The sequence below is a fragment of the Streptomyces sp. NPDC126499 genome, from assembly GCF_040302485.1.
Classification (GTDB): Bacteria; Actinomycetota; Actinomycetes; order Streptomycetales; family Streptomycetaceae; genus Streptomyces.
This window is the reverse complement of sequence record NZ_JBEOUO010000036.1, coordinates 1-20,121: the sequence shown is the minus strand read 5'-3', so window position 1 is coordinate 20,121 and position 20,121 is coordinate 1. Positions and strand designations below refer to the sequence as shown.

The 20,121-nt window shown below is 73.9% G+C and carries 16 protein-coding genes; 13 read left to right on the top strand and 3 right to left on the bottom strand.

Annotated features, from left to right (window positions below):
- Nucleotides 1-157: 157 nt before the first annotated feature.
- The 3 genes from ABTZ91_RS32805 (at nt 158) to ABTZ91_RS32795 (ending at nt 5,971) form a co-directional block, all read left to right on the top strand.
- Complete coding sequence (locus ABTZ91_RS32805) at nt 158-421, top strand: WhiB family transcriptional regulator (RefSeq protein WP_345487777.1); 264 nt, start codon at nt 158-160, stop codon at nt 419-421.
- A 265-nt stretch (nt 422-686) separates the two neighbouring features.
- Nucleotides 687-4,448, top strand: coding sequence for a glycosyltransferase family 2 protein (locus ABTZ91_RS32800; protein WP_352080877.1), 3,762 nt, complete (start codon nt 687-689; stop codon nt 4,446-4,448).
- Nucleotides 4,445-5,971: a DUF5719 family protein gene (locus tag ABTZ91_RS32795; protein WP_352080876.1), complete on the top strand. Its 1,527-nt coding sequence runs from the start codon at nt 4,445-4,447 to the stop codon at nt 5,969-5,971. The genes ABTZ91_RS32800 and ABTZ91_RS32795 overlap by 4 nt, the downstream gene beginning before the upstream one ends.
- Nucleotides 5,972-6,008: 37 nt before the next feature.
- Here the strand turns inward: ABTZ91_RS32795 and ABTZ91_RS32790 are convergent, their stop codons facing one another.
- The gene (locus ABTZ91_RS32790) at nt 6,009-6,422 is read right to left on the bottom strand and encodes a metallopeptidase family protein (protein ID WP_352080896.1); all 414 of its coding nucleotides are present in this window, start codon (nt 6,420-6,422) and stop codon (nt 6,009-6,011) included.
- Nucleotides 6,423-6,727: 305 nt separating this feature from the next.
- Between ABTZ91_RS32790 and ABTZ91_RS32785 the strand changes: the two genes are divergently transcribed.
- The 7 genes from ABTZ91_RS32785 (at nt 6,728) to ABTZ91_RS32755 (ending at nt 14,138) form a co-directional block, all read left to right on the top strand.
- Nucleotides 6,728-7,165 (top strand): DUF3499 domain-containing protein, encoded by a 438-nt coding sequence (locus ABTZ91_RS32785; RefSeq protein ID WP_352080895.1) that lies wholly within the window; start codon nt 6,728-6,730, stop codon nt 7,163-7,165.
- Between the two features lie 90 nt (nt 7,166-7,255).
- The gene (locus ABTZ91_RS32780; RefSeq protein ID WP_352080875.1) at nt 7,256-8,617 is read left to right on the top strand and encodes a phosphomannomutase/phosphoglucomutase; all 1,362 of its coding nucleotides are present in this window, start codon (nt 7,256-7,258) and stop codon (nt 8,615-8,617) included.
- A gap of 186 nt (nt 8,618-8,803) precedes the next feature.
- Complete coding sequence (locus tag ABTZ91_RS32775) at nt 8,804-9,718, top strand: LysR family transcriptional regulator (protein WP_352080874.1); 915 nt, start codon at nt 8,804-8,806, stop codon at nt 9,716-9,718.
- Nucleotides 9,719-10,324: 606 nt separating this feature from the next.
- Entirely contained in the window at nt 10,325-10,507 is a 183-nt protein-coding gene (locus ABTZ91_RS32770) for a Trm112 family protein (RefSeq protein WP_352080873.1), read from the top strand.
- A gap of 104 nt (nt 10,508-10,611) precedes the next feature.
- The gene (locus ABTZ91_RS32765) at nt 10,612-11,766 is read left to right on the top strand and encodes an SIS domain-containing protein (protein WP_352080872.1); all 1,155 of its coding nucleotides are present in this window, start codon (nt 10,612-10,614) and stop codon (nt 11,764-11,766) included.
- A gap of 189 nt (nt 11,767-11,955) precedes the next feature.
- Nucleotides 11,956-13,107: a mannose-6-phosphate isomerase, class I gene (gene manA, locus ABTZ91_RS32760; protein WP_352080871.1), complete on the top strand. Its 1,152-nt coding sequence runs from the start codon at nt 11,956-11,958 to the stop codon at nt 13,105-13,107.
- 98 nt (nt 13,108-13,205) lie between these two features.
- The gene (locus tag ABTZ91_RS32755; RefSeq protein ID WP_352080870.1) at nt 13,206-14,138 is read left to right on the top strand and encodes a cation diffusion facilitator family transporter; all 933 of its coding nucleotides are present in this window, start codon (nt 13,206-13,208) and stop codon (nt 14,136-14,138) included.
- A gap of 95 nt (nt 14,139-14,233) precedes the next feature.
- Here the strand turns inward: ABTZ91_RS32755 and lepB are convergent, their stop codons facing one another.
- Nucleotides 14,234-14,875 carry a signal peptidase I gene (lepB, locus tag ABTZ91_RS32750; RefSeq protein WP_352080869.1) on the bottom strand — a complete coding sequence of 214 codons (642 nt, stop codon included), beginning with the start codon at nt 14,873-14,875 and terminating at the stop codon, nt 14,234-14,236.
- Between the two features lie 435 nt (nt 14,876-15,310).
- On the opposite strand from lepB, the gene ahcY reads away from it, so the two are divergent.
- Nucleotides 15,311-16,762, top strand: a complete 1,452-nt coding sequence (gene ahcY / locus ABTZ91_RS32745; RefSeq protein ID WP_352080868.1) for an adenosylhomocysteinase — start codon at nt 15,311-15,313, stop codon at nt 16,760-16,762.
- A 138-nt stretch (nt 16,763-16,900) separates the two neighbouring features.
- Nucleotides 16,901-17,512, top strand: a complete 612-nt coding sequence (locus tag ABTZ91_RS32740; protein ID WP_352080867.1) for a hypothetical protein — start codon at nt 16,901-16,903, stop codon at nt 17,510-17,512.
- A 17-nt stretch (nt 17,513-17,529) separates the two neighbouring features.
- Here ABTZ91_RS32740 and ABTZ91_RS32735 read toward each other — a convergent pair whose 3' ends face one another.
- Nucleotides 17,530-18,507 (bottom strand): RDD family protein, encoded by a 978-nt coding sequence (locus tag ABTZ91_RS32735; RefSeq protein WP_352080894.1) that lies wholly within the window; start codon nt 18,505-18,507, stop codon nt 17,530-17,532.
- Nucleotides 18,508-18,668: 161 nt separating this feature from the next.
- Between ABTZ91_RS32735 and ABTZ91_RS32730 the strand changes: the two genes are divergently transcribed.
- Nucleotides 18,669-19,676, top strand: coding sequence for a stage II sporulation protein M (locus tag ABTZ91_RS32730; RefSeq protein ID WP_352080866.1), 1,008 nt, complete (start codon nt 18,669-18,671; stop codon nt 19,674-19,676).
- Nucleotides 19,677-20,121: the final 445 nt, after the last annotated feature.

Here is a 20,121-nt window from a genome sequence, read left to right as displayed (position 1 = left end):
GCTTGGTTCCGCAGAGTGAATACGGGGCCCAATAGCAGATCTCGGCTTGACTCGCACAGAGCACGAACTTGTAATTTCACTCGTGTCGTTCGGCCGGATCGATCCGGCATCGGCAACGGCACCATCACGGGGACGCAAAGACGGACGAGGGGCGCAGATGACCGAGTTGTTCCAGGAACTGCTGGTCGAGGACGCGGGCGAGGAACTCGGCTGGCAGGAGCGCGCACTGTGCGCCCAGACCGACCCCGAGTCCTTCTTCCCCGAGAAGGGCGGTTCGACGAGGGAGGCCAAGAAGGTCTGCCTCGCCTGCGAGGTCCGCTCCGAATGCCTCGAATACGCGCTGCAGAACGACGAGCGCTTCGGCATCTGGGGCGGCCTGTCCGAGCGCGAGCGCCGGCGCCTCAAGAAGGCCGCCGTCTGACCGGATCCGGCCATCCGCCGGGCCCGCACGCGCGAGCGCGCACACCGCGCGCACACCGGGACACAAAGCCGCACACGACGAACGGTCCGCACCCTGTGCTCTGTCCACAGGCGGCGGACCGTTGCCGTGCCCGCCCGTCCCCGGCCACCGCCCCTCATCGCCGCGCTGGGCACCGCCCCCTCTTATCTGACGTTAGTGTGGGCCTCCGTCCGAGACGCACCCACGCCCCCCCGCGGGCGACCCCGGCCGGAGGGCCCGTAGCTCGATGTCCTCAACTCCTGAGTTTCCGCGACACGTCGTCACCGCCGTGCTCGTCGCCCACGACGGCGCCCGCTGGCTGCCGGACGCCCTCGCCGGGCTGCTCGCCCAGGAGCGCCCCGTACAGAACGCCGTCGCCGCCGACACCGGCAGCGCCGACGACTCCGCGCGGCTCCTCGCCGAGGCCCTCGGCGACGACCGCGTCCTCCACCTCGCCCGCCGCACCGGTTTCGGCGCCGCCGTCGAGGAGGCCGCCCGCACCGCCCCCGTCCTCGGCCCCGACGACCTGCCCTATCTGAAGCGGCCCAGCGGCTGGGACCCGGTCACCCGCACCTGGCGCGACGACGCCTACGACCTGCCCGAACTCCCGCACGGCGAGCCCGTCCAGTGGCTCTGGCTGCTCCACGACGACTGCGCCCCCGAGCCCGGCGCCCTCGCCGAACTCCTGCGCGTCGCCGACTCCGACGAGCACGCCGCCGTCATCGGCCCCAAGCTGCGCGGCTGGTACGACAAGAAGCAGCTCCTCGAAGCCGGCGTCTCCATCGCCCGCAGCGGCCGCCGCTGGACCGGACTCGACCGCCGCGAACAGGACCAGGGCCAGCACGACCAGATCCGCTCCGTCCTCTCCGTCTCCAGCGCCGGCATGCTCATCCGGCGCGACGTCTACGAGGAGCTCGGCGGCTTCGACCGCCGCCTGCCCCTCATGCGCGACGACGTCGACCTGTGCTGGCGCGCCCACGCCGCCGGCCACCGCGTCCTCGTCGCCCCCGACGCCGTGCTGCGCCACGCCGAGGCGTCCGCCCGCGAGCGTCGTACGGTCGACTGCGCCGGCCGCTCCGCCGCCAACCCGCACCGCGTCGACAAGGCCGGCGCCGTCTACACGCTGCTCGCCAACACCCGCGGCGCCGCCCTGCCGTACGTGCTCCTCCGGGTCGTCCTCGGCACCCTGCTGCGCACCCTCGCCTACCTCGTCGGCAAGGCGCCCGGCCAGGCCGTCGACGAGATCATGGGCCTGCTCGCCACCCTGCTGCGGCCCGAGAAGATCCTCGCCGCCCGCAAACGGCGCAAGAACCCCGCCGTCCCCGCGAGCGAGCTCCGCTCCCTCTTCCCGGCCCCCGGCGCCACCGTCCGCGCCACCGCCGAACAGCTCGCCGCCCACTTCGGCGGCTCCGACGCCGACTCCGGCGGCTCCCGCCACGGCGCCGTGGAGTCCGGACCCGGCGGAGACGACGCCGACTACCTGGAGATCGAGCAGTTCGCCCGGCTGAAGAAGATCGCCCGCAAGCCCGGTCCCGTCCTCTTCGCCCTCCTGCTCGTCGTCTCCGTCGTCGCCTGCCGCAACCTCTTCGGCGGCGGATCCCTCGCCGGCGGCGCCCTGCTGCCCGCCCCCGACACCGTCTCGGGCCTCTGGTCGCGCTACGCCGACGCCTGGCACGCCCTCGGTACCGGCGGCACCCAGACCGCCCCGCCCTACCTCGCGGTCCTGGCCGTGCTCTCCGCGCTCTTCCTCGGCTCGACCTCCTTCGCGCTGACCCTGCTGCTCGTCTGCTCGGTCCCGCTGGCCGGCTGCACCGCGTACGTCGCCTCCCGCGGCATCGTCGAGTCCCGGCTGCTGCGCGCCTGGGGCGCCATCGCCTACGCCTTCCTGCCCGCCGCCACCGGGGCGCTCGCCACCGGCCGGCTCGGCACCGCCGTCCTCGCGATCCTGCTGCCGCTGATCGCCCGCGCCGCCGTCGCCGCCCACGGCCTGCGCCGCGGCCCCGCCGCCGGACGCGGCGGCGACGAGCAGGACGCCGGCACCGAGCGCGGAAGCTGGCGCGCCACCTGGGCGTACACCTTCCTCCTCACCTTCGCGATGGCGTTCACCCCGGTCGTCTGGCCGCTCGCCGTCGTCCTCGGCCTCGGTGTCCTCGTCCTGCGCCGCGACGACATCACCGCCTACGGGCTGCGCTTCCTCGCCGCCGTCGGCACCCCGCTCCTCGTCCTCGCCCCCTGGTCGCTGACCCTTCTGACCAGCCCCTCCGCCTTCCTGCGCGAGGCCGGCCTCGACATCCGTACGGGCACGGCCTCCGCGCTCGACCTGCTCGGCACGAGCCCCGGAGGCCCCGGCACCGTCGGCGGACTCGTCCTCATCGGCCTGGTCCTCGCCGCCCTCGGCGCCCTGCTGCGCGAGGAGCGCGCCTTCGCCGTCCGCGCCGCCTGGGCCGCCGCCCTCGCCGGACTGATCTTCGCCGTCCTCGGCAACGGCGCCGGCGACACGGAGACCGGCTGGGCCGGACCCGCCACCCTCGTCTACGGAGCGGCCCTGATCGCCGCCGGCATGATCGGCGCCGAAGGCGGCCGCACCCGCGTCGCCGCCCACGGCTTCGGCTGGCGCCAGCCCGTCGCCGCGCTCGTCGCGCTCGCCTGTGCCCTCGGCCCCGTCATCGCCGCCGCCACCTGGATGATCGGCGGCGCCGACGGCCCGCTCACCCGCCGCGACCCGGTCCAGGTCCCCGCCTTCGTCGCCGAGGAGAGCGGCACCCGCGACCAGGCCCGCACCCTCGTCCTCGGCGGCAGCTCGCCCGGCCAGGTGTCCTACACCCTGGTCCGCGGCTCCGGCGGCCGCCTCGGCGACGCCGAGCTCGCCGCGGCCGGCGGCAGCGACCCCGAACTCGACAAGGTCGTCGCCCACCTCGTCGCCGGCTCCGGCGCCGACCAGACCCGGGAGCTCAGCGGCTTCGCGATCCGCTACGTCCTCGTACGGGACGGGGCGCCGCGCTCCATGAGCCGTGTCCTCGACGCCACCCCGGGCCTGTCCCGGCTCAGCCAGCTCGACGGCAGCGCCCTGTGGCGGGTCGACCGCGAGGTCGCCCGCGTCACCATCGTCCCGGGCGGCACGAAGGCCGCCGCCACCGGCCCCGCGGACGGCCCCGAGCGGCCGGTCACCGTCGCCGCCGGACCCGTCGAGGCCCACACCGACATCCCGGCCGGGCCCGCCGACCGCGTCCTGCGCCTCGCCGACCGCGCCGACGAGGGCTGGACCGCCACCCTCGACGGCAAGGAGCTCACGCCCACCACCGTCGACGGCTGGGCGCAGGGCTTCGAACTGCCTGCCGCCGCCGGCCGCCTCGACCTCACCTACGAGGAGCCGTTCACCCACACCGCGTGGATCTGGACGCAAGGAGTCCTCGCCCTCGTGCTGCTCGTCCTCGCCCTGCCCGGCCGCCGCCGCGACATCGACGACGACCTGCCCGACGAGGAGCTCGCCGTGCCCGCGCCGGCCGCCGAGGGCGACGGCCGCCGCGCCCGCCGCCTGCGCGCCGCCGCCGAGGCCGAGGCGGCCGCGGAAGCGGCGCCGGAAGCGTCGGAGCCGGCCCCCGCTCCCGCGCCCGTACCGGAGCAGTCGCGGTACGAGCCGCAGCCGGAATGGGACGGCCAGTACGCCGCGGCTCCGCAGGCGGGCTACCACCAGGGCCAGGCGCACGGCCAGGACCACGCCCAGGACCCGTACGGGCAGCGGACCTACGACCCCTACGCCCAGCAGCAGTACGACCCCGGGCAGTACCCGCAGCAGGAGTACCCGCAGCAGCCGTACGACCCGTACGCCCAGCAGAACGCCTACCAGGGCCAGGGCGCCTACGAGGGCTACGACCAGCAGGGCTACGAACAGCAGCAGGGCTACGAGCAGCCGAACGGCTACGACCCGCAGAACGGCTACGACCCGCAGGCGTACGACCCGTACGGCTACGAGCAGCAGCAGCGTCCCGACGGGAGCAGCAACCAGTGAAGCGCACCACCCTCTCCCTGATCGCGGTCACCGCCACCCTCGCCGCCGTCACCGGCGCCGCGGCCCTGACCGCGCCCGACGGCACCATGACGCGGACCCTGGAGGCGTCCGTCCCGCTGCCGGTCGAGCGCACCAGCCTCCTGTGCCCGGTGCCCAGCACCTCCGAGGTGGCGGAGACCACGTACACCTCCTACACGCCGCTCTCCAAGGGCCCGGGGGGCGAACGCGTGCCCTCCAACGCCCCGTCGGCCACGGCCGAACTGCGGCCCGCCGCCGCGGCCGGCACGCCCGGCGAGGCCCCGGCGAAGCCGCCCAAGCCGCCCAAGGCGCCCGCGACCGTCACCGAGCCCGGCACGCCGGTCACCGCCGAGGCGAACGGCGCCGCCGCACCCGCCCTGACCGGCTCGGCGAACGGCCCGCTCGCCCCCGGCTGGACCGTCCAGCAGACCACCGTCGTGCCGGCCGGCGGCTCGCGCGGCCTGCTCGGCGTCGGCTGCACCGCCCCGGACACCGACTTCTGGTTCCCGGCCGCCTCCACCGCCAAGCAGCGGCAGGACTACGTCCACCTCACCAACCCCGACGACACCGCCGCCGTCGCCGACATCGAGCTGTACGGCCCCGAGGGCCCGCTCACCACCCACATCACCGAGGGCATCCCGGTCCCGGCCCGCTCCAGCGTCCCGGTGCTGCTCTCCACCCTCACCACCGACCCCGCCAAGGACGACCTCACCGTCCACGTGACCACGCGCAGCGGACGCGTCGGCGCGGTCCTCGGCTCGGCCGACGACAAGCTGGGCAGCGACTGGCTGCCGGCCTCCGCCGACCCGGCCGGCACCGCCGTCCTGCCCGGCATCCCGGCCGACGCGACCTCGGTGCGGCTGGTGGCGTACGCGCCGGGCGACGACGACGCCGACCTGAAGGTCCAGCTCGTCACCCCGACCGGCACCATCGTCCCGGCCAGCGCCGGCGCCCTGCACGTGAAGTCGGGCATGACCGCCGCCGTCGACCTGGCCGACCTCACCCGTGGCGAACCCGGCTCCCTGCTCCTGACCCCGTCCGACCCGAAGAAGGCCACGCCGGTCGTGGCCGCGCTACGGGTGGTGCGGGGCAAGGGCGACCGGCAGGAGGTGGCGTTCATCCCCGCCACCGCCGCCATCGACGGCCGGGCGACCGTCGCCGACAACCGGTCCAAGGGCGCCACGCTCACCCTGACCGCGCCCGGCGCCGCGGCCGAGGTGCGCATCACCGCCTCGGCGGGCTCCCAGGGCGGCACCCCGGTCACCCGCAACGTCACCGTGAAGGCCGGCACCACCACCTCGCTGGCCGCACCGCTCCCCGAGGGCCTCAAGGGCTCCTACGCGCTGACCGTCGAACGCCTCTCCGGCGGCCCCGTGCACGCCGCCCGCATGCTGGAGCTGCCCCAGGACGGCATCCCGATGTTCACCGTCCAGACGCTGGCCGACGACCGGGGCACGGTCGAGGTCCCCGACGCCCGGCAGGACCTGTCGGTCCTGGACGACTGACGACCCAGGGGTTTTTGGGAGCCGTACGGGTCCGGGCTCAGTCCTGCCCGTAGCGCGGGTCGACGGACTCGGGGGAGAGGCCCAGGAGGTCCGCCACCTGCTCCACGACCACCTCGTGGACCAGCAGGGCCCGCTCGTCACGGCTCTTCGAGCGGATCTCGACCGGGCGGCGGTAGACCACGACCCGGGCCGGCGTGTTCTTCTCCGCCGGGGTCGAGCCGCCGAGCGGCACCGTCTCGCTCGTCACCGCCGGAGGGACCTCCATCACCAGGAACTCCACGTCCGCCAGCTGCGGCCAGCGCCGCTCCAGGCGCTCCACCGAATCCAGGACCAGATCGCGGAAGGTGTCCGCCCGGCTCGCCGACAGCGGGACCTGGGGCGGGGCGACCGGCCCCCGCATGCCCCGGCCGTGCCGGTCGCGGCGCCGCACGCGCGGCGCGGGACTCTCCATGCTCTCGGTGGTGTCGGTCACTGACGCAGCGTAACTCTCTCCGGTGTCCCCCGGTCGGTCCGAGAGGCCGTTCACGGGGGCACGCGGCCGCTCCCGCTGTCGCAAACCGACCGTTCCGGCCGCCTGACGGCTCGAATTCCGCATCCCCGGGGATCGGCCATCTGGCTGTGGTTGACCGGATTTCTCCCTCCCGCTGTCCGGATCGCACGCCGCCCACGGCCCCGTGCCCCACCGCTCCCGCAGGTCACCACGGCCGACCACGACCGGTCCGTGGCGGACGTCACACCGCGACACGGTGGAGTGACCTGGGGGAGAGTCGTCGCGGCCCGCTCAAGAGTGCGGTACCGTCCAACGTCGTGAGCCCTGTACGTCGCTGTTCGCGCACCGCGTGCGGCCGCCCTGCCGTCGCGACACTGACGTACGTCTATGCCGACTCGACTGCGGTCCTCGGCCCGCTCGCCACCTACGCCGAGCCCCACTGCTACGACCTGTGCGCCGAGCACAGCGAGCGCCTCACCGCCCCGCGCGGCTGGGAGGTCGTGCGGCTCTCCGACGGCAGCGCCCCCGCCCGGCCCAGCGGCGACGACCTCGAAGCCCTCGCCAACGCCGTACGGGAGGCCGCCCGGCCCCAGGAACGCGCGGCCGAGGCCGGCGGCGCCGGCAAGGGCGGCGGCCGCGGCGGCGACCCCGTGGAGGTCGGCCGCCGGGGCCACCTGAGGGTGCTGCGTTCCCCCGATAACTGATCAAGGACCCTTCCCGGGTAGTTTGGGCGTTCCGTACGCGTGCCGTATCCGCGCGTGCACCGCATGCCGAGACTTCAGGAGGGTTGATCCGTGGCTGCTGATCTGTCGCAGATCGTGAAGGCGTACGACGTCCGCGGGGTGGTGCCGGATCAGTGGGACGAGACCCTGGCCGAGCTGTTCGGCGCCGCCTTCGTCCGTGTCACCGAGGCCGGCGCCATCGTCGTCGGCCACGACATGCGGCCCTCCTCGCCCGGCCTCGCCACCGCCTTCGCGCGCGGCGCGGCCCGCCTCGGCGCCGACGTCACCCTCATCGGGCTCTGCTCCACCGACCAGCTCTACTTCGCCTCCGGACAGCTCGACCTGCCCGGCGCGATGTTCACCGCCTCCCACAACCCGGCCCAGTACAACGGCATCAAGATGTGCCGCGCCGGCGCCGCCCCCGTCGGCCAGGACACCGGCCTCGCCGACATCCGCGCCCTCGTGGAGCGCTGGACGGAGGAGGGCGCCCCGGAGCCGGCGGCGACCGAGGGCACCGTCAGCGAGCGCGACACGCTCCAGGACTACGCGGCCCACCTGACGTCGCTGGTCGACCTCACCTCGATCCGCCCGCTCAAGGTCGTCGTCGACGCCGGCAACGGCATGGGCGGCCACACCGTGCCCACCGTCTTCGGCGGCCTGCCGCTCGACGTCGTCCCGATGTACTTCGAGCTCGACGGCACCTTCCCCAACCACGAGGCCAACCCGCTCGACCCGAAGAACATCGTCGACCTCCAGGAGCGCGTGCGCGCCGAGGGCGCCGACCTCGGCATCGCCTTCGACGGCGACGCCGACCGCTGCTTCGTCGTCGACGAGAACGGCGACCCGGTCTCCCCGTCGGCGATCACCGCCCTCGTCGCCGCGCGCGAACTCGCCAAGCACCCCGGCGGCACCGTCATCCACAACCTGATCACCTCCTGGTCCGTCCCGGAGGTCGTCCGTGAGAACGGCGGCACGCCCGTCCGCACCCGCGTCGGCCACTCCTTCATCAAGGAGGAGATGGCCAAGACCGGCGCGATCTTCGGCGGCGAGCACTCCGCCCACTACTACTTCAAGGACTTCTGGAACGCGGACACCGGCATGCTGGCCGCCCTCCACGTCCTCGCGGCCCTCGGCGGCCAGGACGGTCCGCTGTCCGCCCTCGTCGCCGCCTACGACCGCTACGCCTCCTCCGGCGAGATCAACTCCACCGTCGCCGACCAGACCGCCCGCCTGGCCGCCGTGAAGGCCGCCTTCGCCGACCGTGACGGCGTCACCCTCGACGAGCTCGACGGCCTGACCATCACGTCCGCCGACTGGTGGTTCAACCTCCGCGCCTCCAACACCGAGCCCCTCCTGCGCCTCAACGTCGAGGCCCGCGACGAGGCCACGATGTCGGCCCTGCGCGACGAGGTCCTCGCCCTGATCCGCGCGTAACGGACGGGTCGGCCCCGCCCCCGGCCGGTGCCGCCGGTCGGGGGCGGGGCCGACGCAGTCCGGCGGTCAGGAAGGACGCGGCGGTCAGGAAGGACGGGGGCAGGAGTTCCCGTGGCGGCTGCCGGGACGCGGGTCCGCCCACGTGTCAGGACGGCCAGGGCGAGCCGGGATCTAGAGTCTCCGCTCATGGAGCTCCGTCAGCTGCGCTACTTCGTCTGCGTCGTCGAGGAAGGCGGTTTCACCCGCGCCGCCGCCCGGCTGCATCTGGCCCAGCCCGGCCTCAGCGCCCAGATCCGCCAGCTGGAGAAGGAGCTGGGGCAGCGACTGCTCGACCGCTCCGGCCGGTCGGTCACGCCGACCGAGGTGGGCCGGGCGGTCCTGCCGTACGCGCGCGCCGCACTGGCCGCGGCGGAGTCGGTGCGGCAGACGGTCGACGCGTACACGGGGCTGCTGCGCGGCCGGGTCACCCTCGGAGTGGTCTCCGGCGCCACCGGTCACGCCTTCGACATCGCCGCGCTCCTCGCCGACTTCCACGACGCCCACCCCGCCGTGGAGGTGGCCCTCACCGAGGACACCACGGAGCGGATGCAGGCCGCGCTCCTGGCCGGCGAGCTCGACATCGCCCTCCTGGGAACGGCGGAGCGGACGCCGCCACCCGGAGCGGCCTTCCAGACGGTGATCGACGTCCCGCTGGTCGCCGCCTTCGCGCCCACCGACCCGGTCCTCGACCGCGCCGACGGCACGAGCGTCCCGCTTGCCGAACTGCGGGACCGGAAGCTCATCTGCCTGCCCCGTGGCACCGGCGTGCGCACGGCGCTCGAACGCGGCTGCGCCCAGGCGGGATTCCGGCCCCGGGTCGCCTTCGAGGCCGCGGCCCCCCAGGTGCTGACGCAGCTTGCCGCACGGGGCCTGGGCATCGCCGTGCTCCCCGCCGGTGAGAACGAGCCCGCGCTCGACGGGCACCTGCGCACCCTGCGGATCGTCCGCCCCGAGATGCGTGGCCGCATCGCGCTCGCCTGGCAGGCCGGCGGCCCTTCGAGCCCCGCCGCCCGCGCCCTGCTCGACCGCCTGCGCGAGGCCGTCCCCCAGCCGACTCCTTGAGCGGGCCGCCGCCGCGGAGGCCCTTCCCGGACCGCCACCCCTCCTCGCTCACGGCCGTGGCGTGCGGTGCCCGGGGGAGGACCGCGCCCGGAGGGGGCCGCGCCGGGGGTGGGGTGCGCGCCCGAGGTGGGGCGCGCGTACGGCCTCTGATCGGTCGCAGTCCGTTCGTGCTGGGCGGGTTCAGTGCGGGGCGAGCGCGTACGGCCTCTGATCGGTCGTACTCCGTTCGCGCCCCGCCGGTTCGGGGCGGGTGCGCCCGCACCCACGACCGGGCTTGCTCCGTTCTGCGCCGCGCCGGTCCGGTGCGAGGTGGGGCGCGTACGGCCTCTGACCGGTCGTGCTCCGTTTCGCGCCGCGCCGGTCCGGTCCGGGTGCGCCCGCACCCACGACCGCACTCCCCCCCCGACCGGTCGCGCCCCGTTCCCCGCCGCGCCCACCCCCGTCCCCCTCCGCGCCACGCGGACCCCGCACCGTAGCCCGCGGCGCCCGCCGCACGCCGGGGGCGCCGCCCGCGGCCCGGCGGTAGGCTGACCTGGCCCGAGACCGCCGTACGTCCGTACCTTCCGTACGGCCGTGCCGCCCGCAACCGTCCGAAGGGACCGCCCCATGCCGCTCGAAGCCGGCCTCCTGGAGATCCTGGCCTGCCCGGCCTGCCACGCCCCGCTGAACGACCGTACGGCGGAGGAGACCCCGGAGCTCGTCTGCACGTCCTCCGACTGCGGCCTCGCGTACCCCGTCCGTGACGGCATCCCGGTCCTGCTGGTCGACGAGGCCCGCCGCCCCGCGTAGCCCGCGCCAGGGGCCCCCTTCGGGGGAAAATCCCCGCGGAAGACCTCGCCGGCCGCATCCACGCACGGCGGCCGGCCCCGCTCCGACCACCGGAGGCCCGCCACATGCTCGACGAGACGCTCCTCGACGCACCGGACGCCCTCGCCCTCGCCGACCGCCGCGGTCTGCTCCGCGGCGCCGCCGAAGCGGGCGCGCGGGTACGCACCGCCGCCCGGCACGCCAGCGAGGCCGGCATCGCCGAGCTCCGCCCCGAGGGCCGCCCCCGCGCCGTCCTCGTCGCCGGCCCCGGCACCGCGGCGGCCGGCGTCGCCGACCTGGTCGGCGCCCTCGCCGGCGCGGCGGCCCCGGTGATCCGGCTGCGCCCCACCGGCGTCGCCCCCGCCGCCGGCGCGCTGCGCTGGGCCCTGCCCGGCTGGGCCGGTTCGGTCGACCTGCTCCTGCTGCCGACCACGGACGGCTCCGAACCCGGCCTCGCCCTGCTCGCCGAGCAGGCGTACCGCCGCGGCATCACCGTCGTCGCCGTCGCCCCGAAGGAGTCCCCGCTCGCCGAGAGCGTGGACGGCTCCCGCGGCCTGATCGTCCCGATGGCGATGGCCCCGCACGAGACGGCCGAGGAGTACGCCGAGACGCTCGCCGCGAGCCCCGGCGCCCTGTGGGCGCTGTTCACGCCGCTGCTCGCGCTCCTCGACCGGGTCGGCCTCGTGGAGGCCCCGCCGGAGGCCCTGGAACAGGTCGCCGACCGCCTGGACCGTACGGCCGAGCGCTGCGGCCCCGCCATCGCCACGTACAGCAACCCGGCGAAGACCCTCGCCGCCGAGCTCGCCGACTCGCTGCCGCTGGTGTGGACCGAGGGCGAGGCGGCCGGCCCGGCCGGCCGGCGCTTCGCCGCGGTCCTCGCCGAACTCGCCGGCCTGCCCGCGCTCGTGGCCGAGCTGCCCGAGGCGCTGCCCGCCCACGGCATGCTTCTCACCGGCGACTACGCGGCCGGCGCCGACCCCGAGGACTTCTTCCGCGACCGCGTCGAGGAACCGCAGGCCCTGCGCGCCCGCGTGGTCCTGCTGCGCGACCGCCCCGCCGAGGGCAACGCGCTCAGCGCCGCCCCCGCCGCCCGCGAGCTGGCCCTCGGCCACGGCACGGCCATCAGCGAACTGGAGCCGGACGAGGGCAGCGCGCTCGAGAACCTCGCCGAGCTCCTCGCCGTCACCGACTTCGCCGCCGTGTACCTCGCCCTTGCGGCCGCGGCCCACACCCCCGAATAACCCGCCCCCGCCCGGCCCGAGCGTCCGCTCCGAGCAGCGCGCCCCGCCCGCCCCGAGCAACCGCCACCGTTCCAAGCCGCCCGCCCCGCCCCTGAGCCCGCCCCACCGCACCGCCCCGAGCAGGCCGCCCCTGCTTGAGCAGCCCGCCCGCCCCGACGGCCCCCCGCACTGAGAAGAGCTGGAAGCCCCATGGACCGCCTCGTCAACACCGTCCGCCCCTACGCCTGGGGATCCACGACGGCCATCCCGGAGCTGCTCGGCGTCGCCCCCACCGGCGAGCCCCAGGCCGAGATGTGGATGGGCGCCCACCCCGGCGCCCCGTCCCGCACCGACCGCGGCCTCCTCGACGAGCTCATCGCCGCCGACCCCGTACGCGAACTCGGCCCGGCCGCCGTCGAGAAGTTCGGGCCCCGGCTGCCCTTCCTCTTCAAGGTGCTCGCCGCCGGCGCCCCGCTCTCCCTCCAGGTCCACCCCGACCTCGACCAGGCACAGGCCGGGTTCGCCGCCGAGGAGGCCGCCGGAATCCCCCTCGACGACCCGCGGCGCAACTACAAGGACGCCCACCACAAGCCCGAACTGATCTGCGCCCTCACGCCGTTCCACGGCCTGTGCGGCTTCCGCGACCCCGTCGAGGCCGCCGACACGATGGACGCGCTCGGCGTGGACTCCCTCAAGCCGTACGTCGACCTCCTCCACGCCCACCCCGAGGAAGCCGCCCTGCGCGAGGTCCTCACCGCGCTGCTCACCGCCGACCGCGCCGAGATGGCCCGTACCGTCGCCGAGGCCGCGCACGCCGCCGCCCGCCTCGGCGGCGCCCACGCCCCGTACGCCGGCATCGCCCACCACTACCCGAGCGACCCCGGTGTCCTCGCCGCCATGCTGCTCAACCCGGTGACCCTCCAGCCCGGCGAGGCCATGTTCCTCGGCGCCGGCGTCCCGCACGCCTACCTCGACGGCCTCGGCGTCGAGATCATGGCCAACTCCGACAACGTGCTGCGCTGCGGTCTCACCCCCAAGCACGTCGACGTCCCCGAACTCCTGCGGGTCGTCCGCTTCGAGCCCAGGGACCCGGACATCCTGCGCCCCGAGGCCTCTCCGTCCGGCGAGGAGGTCTACGACACTCCCATCGACGAGTTCCGGCTCTCCCGCTTCGTACGGGCCGAGGGCGCGGCCCCCACGGACGCCACCCTCCCCACGCCGCAGATCGTCCTCGCCGTCGCCGGCCGCCCCCGGGTGGGCGGCGAGCCCCTCGCACCGGGCGAGTCGGTGTTCGTACCCGCGGGAGAAACGACCGAACTGTCCGGTACGGGAACGGTCTTCCGCGCCACCGTCGTGACCTGATGCGACAATGACCGGCCGAACGAGGGCAGTAGGGTGCCGTCGACAAGGCGGCAAGGCCGGATCAGGCCGGATCACCGACGAAGGGAAGACCCAGACCCATGAGCGCGTCAGGCGGAACCAAGGCGATCGTGGCGGCACTGGCCGCCAACCTCGCGATCGCCGTAGCCAAGTTCGTGGCGTTCCTCTTCAGTGGTTCGTCCTCGATGCTGGCCGAAAGCGTCCACTCCCTCGCCGACTCCGGCAACCAGGGCCTGCTCCTCCTCGGCGGCAAGCGGGCTAAGCGCGAGGCCACCCCGCAGCACCCCTTCGGCTACGGCCGCGAGCGGTACATCTACGCGTTCCTCGTCTCCATCGTGCTCTTCTCCGTCGGTGGCATGTTCGCCATCTACGAGGGCTACGAGAAGATCAAGCACCCGCACGAGATCGAGGCCTGGTACTGGCCGGTCGGCGTCCTCGTCTTCGCGATCATCGCCGAGACCTTCTCCTTCCGCACCGCGATCAAGGAGTCGAACGCGCTGCGCGGCAACCAGTCCTGGAAGGAGTTCGTCCGGCGCGCCAAGGCCCCCGAGCTGCCGGTCGTCCTCCTGGAGGACCTCGGCGCGCTCGTCGGCCTCATCCTCGCCCTCGCCGGCGTCAGCGTGGCGCTGGCGACCGGCAACGGCGTCTGGGACGGCATCGGCACCCTGTGCATCGGTGTCCTGCTCATCGCCATCGCGATCGTGCTCGCCGCCGAGACCAAGTCGCTGCTGCTCGGCGAGTCCGCCGGTATCGACGAGGTGAAGAAGATCGAGGACGCGATCGTCGACGGCGAGACCGTCACCCGCCTCATCCACATGCGCACGCTCCACCTCGGCCCCGAGGAGCTCCTGGTCGCGGCGAAGATCGCCGTACGCCACGACGACACCGCCACCGAGGTGGCCCGCTCCATCAACGCCGCCGAGGAGCGCATCCGCGCCGCCGTCCCGATCGCCCGGGTCATCTACCTGGAGCCGGACATCTACAGCGAGAAGGCCGCCGCGCCGGGCGCCTGACCCCAACACGCGACAGAGGCCCCGGACCTGATCACCAGGTCCGGGGCCTCCCGCATGTCACCTCATGGGGGCATGCCACCCGTCATGGAGCCATGTCACCCGACGGGGACGCCGTACGGGACGGGCGGAGGGAGCGGCGGCCCGCCCCGCCGCGCGGCGCGCCCGGTCAGCCGGCCGGCCACTGCCAGGCCGCAGCCGATCAGGGCCAGGACCACGCCGAGGCCCGCCCCGGCGCCGGCGGCGAGGGAGCCCGCCGGGCTGTCCACGGCCCGCTCCCGCACGGCCGTGACGGGGACGGTCCCGCCCGGTGACGCGTCCTGGTGGAAGCGCGAGTCGAGCGAGTTGCCCCGGTTGTCGCCGAGCAGGAACAGCCGGCCCTCCGGCACCCGCACGTCCAGGTCGGGCAGCGTGCCGTCGACCGGGTCGCCCCCGGCCACGTACGGCTCCGAGAGCGGCTCGCCGTTGACGTACACCCGTCGGTCGTCGGACGTCACCCGGTCACCGCCGACGCCGATCACCCGCTTCACGGCCAGGCCCTCGCGGACGCCCCACTCCGGCACCGAGACCAGGACCACATCGCCGCGCCGCACCTCGGACGGCTCGATCCGCTCGGCGTAGAGCATGTCGCCGTGCTCGTACGTCGGCCGCATCGAGTCACCGGGCACCCGATGGCCGGGATACGCGCTCCGCAGCAGCAGGCCCCCGGCCAGCAGCAGCACCCCGAGGGGCAGGAGCACCCATCCCGCGATCCGCAGCCCCCGCCCGGCTCGCCCCGCCCGCCCCGCTCCTCCTGGTGTCACCGGTCGTCTCATCGTCAGCGCCCCTCGCGGCATGGTCACGGCCCCGCACCCTATCGGCGGGCCGTCGATGGGCCGGATCCGGACGCCTCCGCGGCCCGGACCGATCCCCGGCCGGCCCCGGACCGGCCCCCCGCCGACCCCGGGCCACTGTGGGCCACTGCGCCGATCGGTGTAGATTCGTGATGAGCCAGACGTCGCTGCTGATGGCGGTCGGGCGGTCCGCGCGTTCGCACGGACCGGCCGAGGGAGAGAGGGCCTCCGACGACTGCACCGCGGGAGCACCCGGGCATTCGTATGCCCGAGTCGCCCACAGCCGCGGTGCCAGGTGCCCACTCGACCCTCGAAACCGATCCACGAGGAGCAGCTCCAGTCATGACGACTGTCGCCCATGACTTCAAGGTCGCCGACCTCTCCCTGGCCGCGTTCGGCCGCAAGGAGATCACCCTCGCCGAGCACGAGATGCCCGGCCTGATGTCGATCCGCCGCGAGTACGCCGAGCAGCAGCCGCTCGCCGGCGCCCGGATCACCGGCTCCCTGCACATGACCGTGCAGACCGCCGTCCTCATCGAGACCCTCGTCGCCCTCGGCGCCGAGGTCCGCTGGGCCTCCTGCAACATCTTCTCCACCCAGGACCACGCCGCCGCGGCCATCGCCGTCGGCCCCCACGGCACCCCGGAGAACCCGCAGGGCGTCCCGGTCTTCGCCTGGAAGGGCGAGACGCTGGAGGAGTACTGGTGGTGCACGGAGCAGGCGCTGACCTGGCCGAACACCCCGACCGGCGGCCCGAACATGATCCTCGACGACGGTGGTGACGCCACCCTCCTCGTCCACAAGGGCGTCGAGTTCGAGAAGGCCGGCTCCGCCCCGGACCCGTCGACCGCGGACAGCGAGGAGTACGGCTACATCCTCCAGCTCCTCAACCGCACCCTCGCCGAGAACCCGCAGAAGTGGACCCAGCTGGCGTCCGAGATCCGCGGTGTGACGGAGGAGACCACGACTGGTGTCCACCGTCTCTACGAGATGATGCAGGCCGGGACTCTGCTGTTCCCGGCGATCAATGTGAACGACGCGGTGACGAAGTCGAAGTTCGACAACAAGTACGGCTGCCGTCACTCGCTGATCGACGGCATCAACCGTGCCACCGACGTTCTCATCGGCGGCAAGACGGCCGTGGTCTGTGGCTACGGCGATGTCGGCAAGGGCTGCGCGGAGTCGCTGCGCGGCCAGGGCGCCCGCGTCATCGTCACGGAGATCGACCCGATCTGCGCGCTGCAGGCGGCGATGGACGGCTACCAGGTCACGACGCTGGACGAGGTCGTGGAGACGGCGGACATCTTCATCACGACCACGGGCAACAAGGACATCATCATGGCCTCGGACATGGCCAGGATGAAGCACCAGGCCATCGTGGGGAACATCGGTCACTTCGACAACGAGATCGACATGGCCGGTCTGGCGAAGATCCCGGGCATCGTGAAGGACGAGGTCAAGCCGCAGGTCCACACCTGGACGTTCCCGGACGGCAAGGTCCTGATCGTGCTGTCCGAGGGCCGTCTGCTCAACCTGGGCAACGCGACCGGTCACCCGTCCTTCGTGATGTCGAACTCCTTCGCGGACCAGACGCTGGCCCAGATCGAGCTCTTCACCAAGCCGGAGGAGTACCCGACCGACGTCTACGTGCTGCCCAAGCACCTCGACGAGAAGGTCGCGCGCCTCCACCTCGACGCCCTCGGCGTCAAGCTGACGACCCTCCGCCCGGAGCAGGCCGAGTACATCGGCGTCAAGGTCGAGGGCCCGTACAAGCCGGACCACTACCGTTACTGATCCCCGACCGGCGGGTGACGGCACACACCGGCACCCGCCCGTCGCAGGATCCCTCAGCGGAACGAGCAGGCCCCCGCACCCCCGTGCCGGGGGCCTGCCCCGTCTTCGACCACCGCTTCAGGACGCACCCGAGGACCCATGCCCCGCGGCCGATATTCGCTCCACGATCCGCACGATCACACCCCCCTCGGCGAAGAACACTTCCACTGCGCGCCCGGCCCCTCCGGCTGGCGCTACGTCTCCCGTACGACGACCCCCTCCGGCGACCCCACCGGCTCCGTCGACCTGGCCATCGACGACCGCGGCCGCCCCATCCGCCTCGAACTCCACGCCGCGCACTGGCAGGTCCGCGGCGCCGCCCTCGACGGCGTCACCTGGGTCCGTACCGACCCCACCGGAACCCACGCCACCGAAGGCAATGTGCGCGCCCACGCCTTCACCGGCCGGTCCCCGGCATTCCTCGTCGCGATCTCCCGACTCCTGCGCCTCACCCCCGATTCCCCCGAGACCCGCGTCCGGCTCGTCGCCTTCACGGATCCCGTCCTCGCCCCCCTGACGGTCGACCAGTCCTGGGCCCTGGTGAAGAGTGAAGCGCACGCCACTGACAACGGCCCCCTCGTCGTGGACGAGTACCAGGTCAGCGCCCTGGACACGGGGGAACGGCACACCGTCCACCTCGCCGGCGACGTGGTCCTCTCCGCCCCCGGCATCGAACTCGAAGAGCTCGACACCCCGCCGAACGTCTTCTGACGACCGGACGCCGGACCTCAGGCCGGCGGAGCGAACCCCGTCGCCCGCGGCACCGGAGAAGGAGCGCCGGGAGCCCCCGGGGCCGCCGTGATCGCAGGCGTCGCCGGGACCGCAGGCGCGACCGGAACCTCAGGCGTCGCCGGGACCGCAGGCGCCGCCGGAGCAACCGGAACGATCGGCGCCGGGGCCACGAGAACCCCAGGGCCCGCGGGCGCCGGAGCCATCGGCGCGCGGGAAGGCCGCCCGGCCGGAGCCAGCGCCCGCCGCGCCTCGCGTGCCTGCCGCTCCGCCATCACCCCCGCCAGATACGCGGCGGCCGGCACCCCCGCCGGGGCGGGTGCCCCCGTCCGCGCCACCAGTTCGTAGGCCAGCCGCTCGGCCAGCCGCCGCCCGATCGCCGGATCCAGCTGCCCCGCACGCGTCAGGTACTGCCGTACCTCCAGCCACAGACCGTCCGGCACCGCGGACAGATCGAGCCCCGCGAACCGCCCCACCAGCCACGGCGGCGGAGGCGGCAGCACCCCGCCCGCGGCCGGCGCCACCCGCTCCCGCACCACCAGCGTCCCCGCGAACACGTCCCCGAGCCGCCGCCCCCGCTCCGACACCAGCGAGGCGACGCACGCCACGACCCCGAACGTGATCAGCAGCTCCACGACCCCCATCGCCCCGCGCACCAACGCGTGCCGGAACCGGATCGGCCCGCCGTCCTCCCGTACGACCCGCAGCCCGCACACCAGCTTCCCGAGCGACCGCCCGCGCGACAGCGTCTCCACCGCTATCGGCACCCCGACCGCCAGCAGCAGGAAGGACGCGATGGCGAGCGCCGCCGTCGCCGCCTCGTCCAGCGACGCCGTGGCGAACGCGAGCCCGACACTGACCAGCAGATACCCCGCCCACACCACGACGAGGTCGAGCAGCAGCGCCAGCGCCCGGCTCGGCAGCCGCGCGGGCTCCAACCCCAGATAGACGGCATCCCCCGTCACCACCCCGCTCACGGTGCCCACCCTTCGTCGCCTTCTTCGCCCTGCCGATCCCCGTCCGAACGCCAGTCTGCCAAGCTGACCCGCAGCGCGCCGCAGTAGTACGAAGCAGCAGTACGCACCCGTACGCATCCCCGTGCATCCGTACGCACCAGTGCCTGGAGCAGCAGCCGATCATGGACCTCGACGTCTTCGTCACCACCCACAGCGCCGAGTGGGACCGCCTCGACCACCTGCTGCGGCGCGGCCGACGCCTCACCGGAGCCGAGGCCGACGAACTCGTCGCCCTCTACCAGCGCACGGCCACCCACCTCTCCCTGATCCAGTCCAGCGCCCCCGACCCGATGCTCACGGCCCGGCTCACCCAGCTCGTCACCCGCGCCCGCGCCACCGTCACCGGCGCCCGCCGCGCCTCCTGGCGCGACGCGGCCGCGTTCCTGACCACCGGCTTCCCCGCCGCCGTCTACCGCTCCCGCCACTGGTGGATCCCGACCGCCGTCCTCTCCACCCTCCTCGCGGCCCTCATCGGCTGGTGGATCGGCACCCACCCCGAGGTCCAGTCCGCGATCGGCGCCCCCGCCGAGCTCCGCGAGATGACCCGCCCCGGCGGCCAGTACGAGACCTACTACTCCAGCCACCCGGCGGCCTCCTTCGCCGCCCAGGTCTGGACGAACAACGCCCAGGCCGCCGCCATGTGCCTGGTCCTCGGCGCCTTCCTCGGACTTCCGGTGCTGCTGGTCCTCTTCGCCAACATGCTCAACCTGGGCATCGGCATCGGCCTCATGTCCTCCGCCGGCCGCCTCGACGTCTTCCTCGGGCTGGTCCTCCCGCACGGCCTCCTCGAACTGACCGCCGTCTTCGTCGCCGCCGGCACGGGCCTCCGCCTCGGCTGGACCGCCATCGACCCGGGCCCGACCACCCGGCGCGCCGCCCTCGCCCAACAGGGCCGCGCCGCGATCGGCATGGCCGTCGGCCTCGCCCTCGTCCTGTTCGTCTCGGGCCTCATCGAGGGCTTCGTGACCCCCTCGGGCCTCCCCACGTGGGCCCGCATCACCATCGGCGTCGCCGCCGAGCTGGCCTTCCTCGTGTACGTCTACGTCCTCGGCGGCCGCGCGGCCCGCGCCGGAGCCACCGGCGACGTGGCCGAGACCGACCGCACCGCGGAGCAGCCCACCGCCGCCTGAAGCGAACCGAGGCGGGCCCGATCAGGGCCGATGCCGCCGGATGTGCGAAGCACCCCGCTGACCTGCTAGTCTCCTCTTCGCCCGCCAAACCCGTTGACACGGGTGGCGCGGGGAGGTAGATTTCAACGGTTGCCGGGGGAGCTGGACAAGCACCCGGCAGACGAGCTAAAATCTTTCTCGCTCCGGTCGGAAGTAATGACGACGGAGCCACTCCGATTCCTTATCCGAATCACTGAAGCCATCGATTAGGTCGGCGGAAATGAATCTGATAAAGTCGGAGCCGCTGGAAAGGCCCGAAAAGACGAAAGTCGAATAGGACCCGGAAAGCACCGAGGAAATCGGATCGGAAGGATCTGATAGAGTCGGAAACGAAGGAAGCGCCCGGAGGAAAGCCCGCGAGGGTGAGTACGAAGGAAGCGTCCGCACCTTGAGAACTCAACAGCGT

Coding starts and splice junctions, on each gene's coding strand:
- ABTZ91_RS32805 (WP_345487777.1), top strand. CDS start 158: ATGACCGAGTTGTTCCAGGAACTGCTGGTCGAGGACGCGGGCGAGGAA.
- ABTZ91_RS32800 (WP_352080877.1), top strand. CDS start 687: ATGTCCTCAACTCCTGAGTTTCCGCGACACGTCGTCACCGCCGTGCTC.
- ABTZ91_RS32790 (WP_352080896.1), bottom strand. CDS start 6,422: ATGGAGAGTCCCGCGCCGCGCGTGCGGCGCCGCGACCGGCACGGCCGG.
- ABTZ91_RS32775 (WP_352080874.1), top strand. CDS start 8,804: ATGGAGCTCCGTCAGCTGCGCTACTTCGTCTGCGTCGTCGAGGAAGGC.
- ABTZ91_RS32770 (WP_352080873.1), top strand. CDS start 10,325: ATGCCGCTCGAAGCCGGCCTCCTGGAGATCCTGGCCTGCCCGGCCTGC.
- ABTZ91_RS32765 (WP_352080872.1), top strand. CDS start 10,612: ATGCTCGACGAGACGCTCCTCGACGCACCGGACGCCCTCGCCCTCGCC.
- manA (WP_352080871.1), top strand. CDS start 11,956: ATGGACCGCCTCGTCAACACCGTCCGCCCCTACGCCTGGGGATCCACG.
- ABTZ91_RS32755 (WP_352080870.1), top strand. CDS start 13,206: ATGAGCGCGTCAGGCGGAACCAAGGCGATCGTGGCGGCACTGGCCGCC.
- ahcY (WP_352080868.1), top strand. CDS start 15,311: ATGACGACTGTCGCCCATGACTTCAAGGTCGCCGACCTCTCCCTGGCC.
- ABTZ91_RS32740 (WP_352080867.1), top strand. CDS start 16,901: ATGCCCCGCGGCCGATATTCGCTCCACGATCCGCACGATCACACCCCC.
- ABTZ91_RS32730 (WP_352080866.1), top strand. CDS start 18,669: ATGGACCTCGACGTCTTCGTCACCACCCACAGCGCCGAGTGGGACCGC.